The sequence below is a fragment of the Flavobacterium silvisoli genome (assembly GCF_004329815.1).
GTDB classification, from domain to species: domain Bacteria; phylum Bacteroidota; class Bacteroidia; order Flavobacteriales; family Flavobacteriaceae; genus Flavobacterium; species Flavobacterium silvisoli.
This window is the reverse complement of the sequence record NZ_SJPE01000002.1, coordinates 287,780-296,216: the sequence shown is the minus strand read 5'-3', so window position 1 is coordinate 296,216 and position 8,437 is coordinate 287,780. Positions and strand designations below refer to the sequence as shown.

At 41.3% G+C, this 8,437-nt stretch carries 6 protein-coding genes; 3 read left to right on the top strand and 3 right to left on the bottom strand.

The features are described 5' to 3' along the window. Positions 1 to 146 precede the first annotated feature (146 nt). Complete coding sequence (locus EZL74_RS03625; RefSeq protein ID WP_131475225.1) at positions 147 to 692, bottom strand: transposase; 546 nt, start codon at positions 690 to 692, stop codon at positions 147 to 149. 158 nt (positions 693 to 850) lie between these two features. Here EZL74_RS03625 and EZL74_RS03620 point away from each other — a divergent pair, with 158 nt between their 5' ends. The 3 genes from EZL74_RS03620 (at position 851) to EZL74_RS03610 (ending at position 4,391) form a co-directional block, all read left to right on the top strand. Further along, complete coding sequence (locus EZL74_RS03620) at positions 851 to 1,747, top strand: S66 peptidase family protein (protein WP_131475239.1); 897 nt, start codon at positions 851 to 853, stop codon at positions 1,745 to 1,747. Positions 1,748 to 1,773: 26 nt separating this feature from the next. Continuing rightward, a complete protein-coding gene (locus tag EZL74_RS03615; RefSeq protein WP_131475224.1) occupies positions 1,774 to 2,133 on the top strand; it encodes a YraN family protein in 360 nt (119 codons plus the stop codon). Between the two features lie 65 nt (positions 2,134 to 2,198). Further along, positions 2,199 to 4,391 carry a M12 family metallo-peptidase gene (locus EZL74_RS03610; RefSeq protein WP_131475223.1) on the top strand — a complete coding sequence of 731 codons (2,193 nt, stop codon included), beginning with the start codon at positions 2,199 to 2,201 and terminating at the stop codon, positions 4,389 to 4,391. 48 nt (positions 4,392 to 4,439) lie between these two features. Here EZL74_RS03610 and mfd read toward each other — a convergent pair whose 3' ends face one another. Continuing rightward, positions 4,440 to 7,802 (bottom strand): transcription-repair coupling factor, encoded by a 3,363-nt coding sequence (gene mfd, locus EZL74_RS03605; RefSeq protein WP_131475222.1) that lies wholly within the window; start codon positions 7,800 to 7,802, stop codon positions 4,440 to 4,442. A gap of 3 nt (positions 7,803 to 7,805) precedes the next feature. Then, entirely contained in the window at positions 7,806 to 8,402 is a 597-nt protein-coding gene (locus EZL74_RS03600; protein ID WP_131475221.1) for a hypothetical protein, read from the bottom strand. Positions 8,403 to 8,437 lie beyond the last annotated feature (35 nt).

Genomic DNA, 8,437 nt, shown 5'->3' with positions numbered 1-8,437 from the left:
AATGTTGAGCACCTCCTGAAGAATGACATCTTCTTTGACTAAACTACTTTCTTTACGCCATAAACAATCGTAATAGGCGTGTCTTGTTTTGCCAAACAATCGGCATAAAACAGCTATTCCCAGTTTAGGAAAGTCTTGTTTCATTTTTAAGACTGTTTGGCACCAGACTTTTTTCTAATGTCAATTTTGAGTTGTTCTTCGGCTACATCAATCAGGGTGTTCAGGGCTTTTATTTTAAGTTCTGCCTGCTGTAAAGCTTTTTCTAAAGCTGCTTTTTCTAAATCCTTGGAAGATGGTTTGTCCTTAGCCATGGGTGATGTGTTTTCAATACAAATTTCGACTTTTTCTGATTTATATTGTACTATCCAATTTCTGATTATTTTCTCGCTCTTGATATTATAGGACACTTTAGCATCCTTAATGGTCAATCTTCCTTGTTCTATAGCTGTAACAATAGTACGTTTTTGAAGGTTTGTATAACTCCTGCGTTTGATTTTTTCTTGATATTCGGGTGAACCATAATCCCTCATCCAACCATCTAACGATGCTTTTCCTAATCCATAAATCCGGGTAGCTTCTTTTCTAGGCAATCCTTTTTCAACTTCTTTGACAATTTTTAAAATCAAGCGTTTGTCATAACGGCTCTGTTTGTGCTCCCGTGAAGCATAAATCTCTTGTGCAGGGTTTTCCATATACACTTTTTTAGTGTATAGCTATTTTAGGACAAGACAAAGTTATTCGGGGTCGACGCCCATAAAAATTTTAATGTTATTTTTGAACAATGAATTCGAAAGTTTCCATTAGTCTAATTTTACTCTTTACCATTTCATTCATTTATTCTCAAAAGAAAATGATTACACCACCTTATCTCCAAAAAGGCGACACGGTTGCCCTGGTTTCGACAGCCCGAAAAAACATTGAAGACAACTTAAAACCTACCCTAGATTTACTGGAAGGTTGGGGATTAAAGGTGAAAATCGGGAAAACCATCGGGTTGGATTACTACCAGTTGGCCGGAACTGACGAGCAGCGTGCGGCTGATTTTCAGGAACAGATGGACAATCCGAACATCAAGGCCATTTGGTGCGTCCGCGGCGGATATGGTACGGTAAAAATCATTGACAGGTTGGATTTTACAAAATTCAGGCAAAACCCAAAATGGATTGTAGGGTTTAGCGATGTTACCGTGTTACACAGTCATTTGAACCGCATGGGTATTGAGTCTCTTCATGCTACGATGCCCGTGGCCATACCCAGAGCTACCGATGAAGCCAAAAATTCGCTGTGTGCGGCCTGGTTTGGTGATGCATTAGCCTATACGTTGGATTGCGATGCGTTGAATCATTTGGGCAAAGCCAAGGGAGAGTTAGTCGGCGGAAACTTGTCTATTTTGTACAGTTTGCTGGGTTCGGAATCGGCTATTGATTGCCGCGATAAAATATTGTTTTTAGAAGATTTGGATGAGTATTTGTATCACGTAGATCGTATGATGATGAATTTAAAACGCAACGGTTGTTTGGCGAGCCTGAAAGGGATTATCGTAGGCGGCATGACCGAAATGAAAGACAATGAAATTCCGTGGGGCAGAAATGCACTCGAAATCATTGAAGATGCGGTAAAGGGATTGGATATTCCGATTATTTATAATTTTCCGGCCGGGCACATACGGGACAACCGCGCTCTGATTTTGGGCAGACAGGTTTCGATGGAAGTTACTGCAGAGACGAGTAAGGTGGTTTTTGAGTAGGCAGTCGGTTAACAATTTTTATAGGTATGGCAGAGCATAACGAACTGGGCAGACTGGGAGAAGAGATGGCTGCGGACTATCTGAAGCGAAACGGATATGACTTATTGGAAACCAATTGGACCTATCAAAAGGCGGAAATTGACATCATTGCACAGAAAGAGCATGTGTTGGCTGTGGTTGAAGTCAAGACCCGTTCATCAGTAGAGTTTGGTTTGCCACAGGATTTTGTAAAGCCCAGGAAAATACAGCTTTTGGTCAAAGCCATTAATGAATATATCATTTCTAACGATTTGGATGTGGTTGTTCGATTTGATATCATAGCGGTGTCTAAGCATCAGGATGATTTCAAGATAGAACATCTGCAGGATGCTTTTTATCATTTTTAAATGTGTTATTTTGGAACCTATTAATAATGAATTGATTCAATTTGAATAACTTTGTAAAAAAAACTATGAAGAGAATTATATTATTAGCTGCTTTTTTGAGTTGTGTTGGTCTGACCGCACAAAACAAAATAGCCCAGCATGTGATTGAATTGCAAAATTCTAACACCAATTTCAAGACAATTTCAGTATTGACACCTACCTTCAATACTGTTGATGCCAATGTTGAAAAAGTTGTAGAAGGAGCCACTTTAGCCACATTGAATACAGCCAAAGTGAATGAAGTGGTTGCCCATCAGGACGATTACATAGCATTGGAAATACCATATCAAAACCAAACCATTTCGGTGCTTTTGTACAAGGTGAATTTATTTGCTGAAGGCTTCCACGTGGATACCGATAAAAGCAAAAACATCAGTTATTCAAAAGGAGTTCACTACAAAGGAATTATTGACGGAGAGCCTAATTCTGTGTCATCTTTCAATTTTTTTAACGGGGAGTTCAATGGGATTGTTTCAAGCTCAGCCTTGGGGAATGTAGTGGTGGCTAAGTTGGACAAACCTAATAATCAGCAAGATTATATAGTGTATTCTGATGCCAAAATGAAAATTTCAAACCAATTTGATTGTCACGTAGAGGATTCGCAGTTGTTGCCGAAAAAAACAACACAGTCGACCCAAAACACATTGAGCAACAGATGGGTTACCTTGTATTTTGAGGTAGATTACGATCTGTATCAAAGTCAAGGAAACAGCACTACCAATACTACTAACTGGATGACTTCGGTTTTTAATAATGTACAGACGCTTTACAATAATGAAGGGGTTTCTACAGCTTTGAAGTCTATTTACATTTGGACAGATCAAGATGTTTATGAAGGTGTTGGATCCTCATCAAGTGATTATCTGAATGCCTTTCACGAGCAAAGACCTATTTTTGATGGTGATTTAGGAGGATTGGTAGGGGTTGATACAGGAGGTCTTGGAGGTGTAGCTTCGGCTATCAACGGACTTTGTTCAGAAAATAATTATTGTTATTCGGATGTTGATTACAGTTTTTCAACCGTGCCTGTTTATTCCTGGACCGTACAGGTAATTACGCATGAGTTTGGTCATTTATTCGGATCACCTCACACCCACGCTTGTTTTTGGAATGGTAATGCAACCGCCATCGACAATTGTGCTCCTTATGCCTTGGGGTCTAACTGGGAAGGAGGTTCGTGTATGACTACACCGGCAACGATTCCTTCTACTACCGTGAAAGGAACCATTATGAGTTATTGTCATTTGGTATCGGGTGTAGGGATTAGTTTCAATAATGGTTTTGGGCCACAACCCGCTGCTTTAATTCTCAATACCGTTAATAATTCACAATGTTTGAGTTTTGACGGAATCAATACTTGTATTAATACGGTGACAGATATCACTATTGATAGTGTATCTCCGACAACGGTACATTTCACCTGGGCTGATGAATATAATACTTCGTGGGAAGTAGCCGTTACGCCATTTGCCTCTACCAATATAGTTTGGAATACCGCCACTACAAATAGTTATTCGGCCACAGGATTAAATGCAAATACGTATTATAAAATTCGAATAAGACCATTATGTGTTAACAATACTATTATTCCGGCAAACAGAGAAAAGATTTTCGCTACCAATACTGCCAATGTGTGTACGGGCATGCAATTTACCGATACCGGAGGAACCAGCGGATCTTATACCAATATGGAAACTTGGGTAAGAACCATAACGCCGTACAATCAGGGATTAAAATTAAAAGTTACGTTTGCAAGTTTTAATTTGGAGGACACTTATGACTTTTTATACATCTACAATGGTCCTGACGAATCTTATGCGGACTTGACTTCCGGAGGATTAACCGGGACTACAATTCCGGGGCCGTTCAATTCCACTTCATCTGAGGGTTCCCTTACCTTTAAATTTGTATCGGATCAATTGGAAACCAGATCGGGGTGGAATGCCATAATCTCATGTACCGGTACATTAGGAGAAGAAAGTAACGAGTTTTTAGATTACAGTTATTCTCCGAATCCTACCAACGGATTGGTTGCTGTTAATTCAAAAGATGCCATCACCGAAATCGCGGTATACAACATTCAGGGCAGATTGTTGTTCAATCGAAAAATGAACGACACGGCGGCCTATGTTGATATTTCTGAATTTGCAACGGGAACGTATTTTTTCAAGCTAAAATTCAACGATAAAGAAGCCAATTTCAAAATACTTAAAATGTAAACTGAATTCTGATAAACAAAAAAGCCACTCAATCGAGTGGCTTTTTTGTTAGGATTTCATCAGTTCCATGAATTCCAACGCCCGTGATATCGATTTCACATTTTCAAAAGTAATCAGCAAACGCAAACCGTTTTTGGTTTCTTTCTCTTTCATTTTGCAAATATTGCCGTGCTGTTGTACAAACTGTAACATGCGTTGAAATGGCTTCGAATTGTAATACTCCGATTGCTGGTCGGATACAAAATACCCAATCAGTTTGCCCTGTTTCATGATAATTTTTTCAATCCCCACATGGGTGGCTATCCATTTGATGCGGATGCTGTTGAGCAGCGCTTTGGCTTCTTTAGGTAAGGGCCCGAAGCGGTCAATGAGTTTGTTTTCGAAGCTGATTAAGGTTTCTTCATCTTTGATGTTGCCCAGTTCGTTGTACAAATTCAGGCGTTCCGTAATGTTGTTGATGTACTCATCGGGGAAGAGCAATTCAAAATCCGTGTCAATCTGTAAATCTTTTACATATTCTTTGTTTTCGGCTTCATTTTCATCCTGATACAACTCTTTGAATTCATTTTCTTTGAGCTCTTCAATGGCTTCGTTCATGATTTTTTGGTAGGTTTCAAAACCAATCTCGTTGATGAAACCGCTTTGTTCGCCGCCCAATAAATCTCCGGCACCGCGAATTTCCAAATCTTTCATGGCAATGTTGAACCCGCTGCCCAATTCGCTGAATTGTTCCAAGGCCTGGATGCGTTTGCGCGCCTCTTCGGTCATGGCGGAATACGGCGGGCAAATAAAATAACAGAAGGCTTTTTTATTGCTTCGGCCTACGCGTCCCCGCATTTGATGCAAGTCGGACAGCCCGAAATTATTGGCGTTGTTGATGAAAATCGTGTTGGCATTCGGCACGTCCAATCCGCTTTCGATGATGGTGGTGGCGACCAACACATCAAAATCCCCGTTCATAAATCCGAGCATTAATTCTTCGAGTTTGGCTCCGTCCATTTGGCCGTGACCAATGCCTATGCGCGCGTCGGGGACCAATCGCTGTATCATGCCCGCAATTTCCTTGATGTTTTCAATGCGGTTGTTGATGAAAAACACCTGTCCGTTGCGTTGAATTTCATACGAAATGGCATCGCGTATCAATTCTTCGTTAAACCCAACGACTTGGGATTCTATCGGGTAACGGTTGGGCGGCGGCGTGGTGATGACCGATAAATCTCGGGCGGCCATTAACGAAAACTGCAAGGTTCTCGGAATGGGCGTAGCCGTCAAGGTAAGCGTATCAACGTTGGCCGCTATGGTTTTGAGTTTGTCTTTGACGTTGACCCCAAATTTTTGTTCTTCGTCTACAATCAGCAACCCTAAATCTTTAAATTTTACGTTTTTATTTACCAATTGGTGCGTTCCGATGATGATGTCGAGTTTGCCTGCTGCCAAGTCTTCCAGGGTTTGGGCTTTTTGTTTGGCCGTTCGGAACCGGTTGAGGTAACCCACTTTTACCGGCATGTCTTTTAATCGTTCCGAAAACGTGCGGTAATGTTGGTAGGCCAGAATAGTGGTGGGTACCAAAACTGCGACTTGCTTGCTGTTGTCTACCGCTTTGAACGCCGCGCGAATGGCCACTTCCGTTTTCCCGAAGCCAACGTCGCCACAGACCAATCGGTCCATCGGGCGGTCTTTTTCCATGTCGGCTTTAACGTCCTGGGTGGCTTTGAGTTGGTCGGGGGTGTCTTCGTAAATAAACGAACTTTCCAATTCTTTTTGCAAATAACTGTCGGGGGCAAAGGCAAATCCTTTTTCCAAGCGTCGTTTGGCGTACAGCTGAATCAGGTTGAAGGCAATGTGCTTGACGCGTGCTTTGGTTTTTTGTTTTAAAACTTTCCAGGCATTCGAACCCAGTTTGTAAATCTTGGGCGGCGTGCCGTCTTTGCCGTTGTATTTCGAGATTTTGTGCAGCGAGTGAATGCTGACGTACACGATATCGTTGTCGGCATAGACGAGTTTGATGGCTTCCTGGGTTTTGCCTTCGACCTGAATTTTTTGCAACCCGCCAAATTTTCCAATCCCGTGATCGATGTGGGTGACGTAATCGCCTACGGATAACGAGTTGAGTTCTTTGAGCGTCAGCGTTTGCTTTTTCGAGTAGCCGTTTTTGATGCTGAATTTGTGGTAACGCTCAAAAATCTGATGGTCGGTATAACAGGCAATTTGGGTTTCCTCATCGATGAATCCCTGATACAATGAAGCGACAATGGTATGGTATTGCTTGCGGATGTTTTCGTGATTGGCCTCGTCTAAACTTTCAAAAATATCGTGAAAGCGGTTCGCCTGTGTTTCATTGGAACAAAACAAATAATTGGTGTATCCGTTGAAATGATTGTCGCTCAAATTGTTCAGCAGTAAATCAAATTGTTTGTTGAACGAGGGTTGAGGCTGTATGTGAAATTCGAACGTTTTGGTGGTTTTGAATAGCGGTTTGTTCGACAATTCGATGATGGAAAAATCCAGGGCTTTGCGCAAAAAACCTTCCTGATTCAGGAACAAATGTTCGGGGGAAGCATGTTTGATGTCTTTGGAAAGTTTGTCAAACGTTTCAACGGCTTTGCCAAAAAGCTTGTCGAGTTGAGCCGTCAGAAACTCGGTATTTTCAATGCAAAGGATGGTTTTGTCGCTGATGTATTCGAGGAAACTTTCGCGGTTTTCCTTGATGAATTTATTCTCCAGATTGGGAATGATGGTAATCTTGTTTTGTTTTTCTACCGACAATTGGGTTTCGACATCAAAGGTTCGGATGCTGTCGACCTCATTGCCAAAAAACTCAATGCGGTACGGATTGTCGTTGGAAAACGAAAACACATCCAATATTCCGCCACGCACGGAAAATTCGCCCGGTTCGGTGATGAAGTCCACGCGCTTGAATTCGTATTCAAACAATACTTCGTTGATGAAATCGATAGACACGTTATCGCCAACAGCTACTTTTAGTGTGTTTTTGTCGAGCTCCTTTCGGGTGACCACTTTTTCAAAAAGAGCTTCAGGATAGGTGACAATTACCGCCGGTTTTTTGCGCGAATTGATGCGGTTCAGCACCTCGGAACGCAAGAGTACGTTGGCATTGTCGGTTTCTTCTATCTGATACGGGCGACGGTACGAACTCGGATAAAACAGTACGTCATTGGCCCCTATCATTTGTTCTAAATCGTTCAAATAATATGCGGCTTCTTCTTTTTCGTTTAAAATTAAAAGAAACGGCTTTTCACTTTTTTTAAAAACCGCCTGAAATACAAACGACAGGGAAGAGCCTGAAAGTCCTTTTAACTGAATTTTGTTCAAAGGAGTTTCCAGTGAATCTGCTATTTGTTTGACCTTGGTCGAATGCAGATAGCTGTTGTATAAAGCGTTTTGACTCAAAACTTATTTTACTGGAGTTAGGTTTGGATTGTTGGTAGGAATGGCTCGGGCAGTATCCAACATTTGGAGCATGTCACTTTCGCCTTCTTCCATTTTAATTTGACTTTTTCGGACAATTTCGTCCAGCTGATTTTGGAAAGCCGTCAATTCAACATTGACTTCCTGTACCAATTGTACAACCTTTTTATCCGGAATTTGATTGAGATGGATAAAGAGATTTATCGAATTCATTTTGGTAGCAATCACATCAATTCGGCTTCTGGTTTCGGGCAAATCAAAAACTGCCGGAATGTTGTTGTTGAGTTCGGAAGCTTTTTTGGAGAGGGTTTTGGCTTTTTGTTGAAAAGCACCCAAACTACTCTTGGGTTTTTGGTTTAATTCATTCAGGAAAGTGCGCCATTCGGCCCAATTGGCCGTCAAATTTCGAGATGTTGTATTGATGGGTTGTGCATTGAATGTCCATCCTTTGTTGATGTTGTTGAAAATGATTTCTCTTTTTTGGGCTTCTCTTTCCTGTTCCAACGCGCGAAGTTTTGGATCTTCCTGGCACGAGGAAAGGCAGACTAAAGATAAAAGTAAACTCAAAAAAGTGATTTTCATGGTTCAAAATTTAAGTCACAAAGGTACAAAGGTAA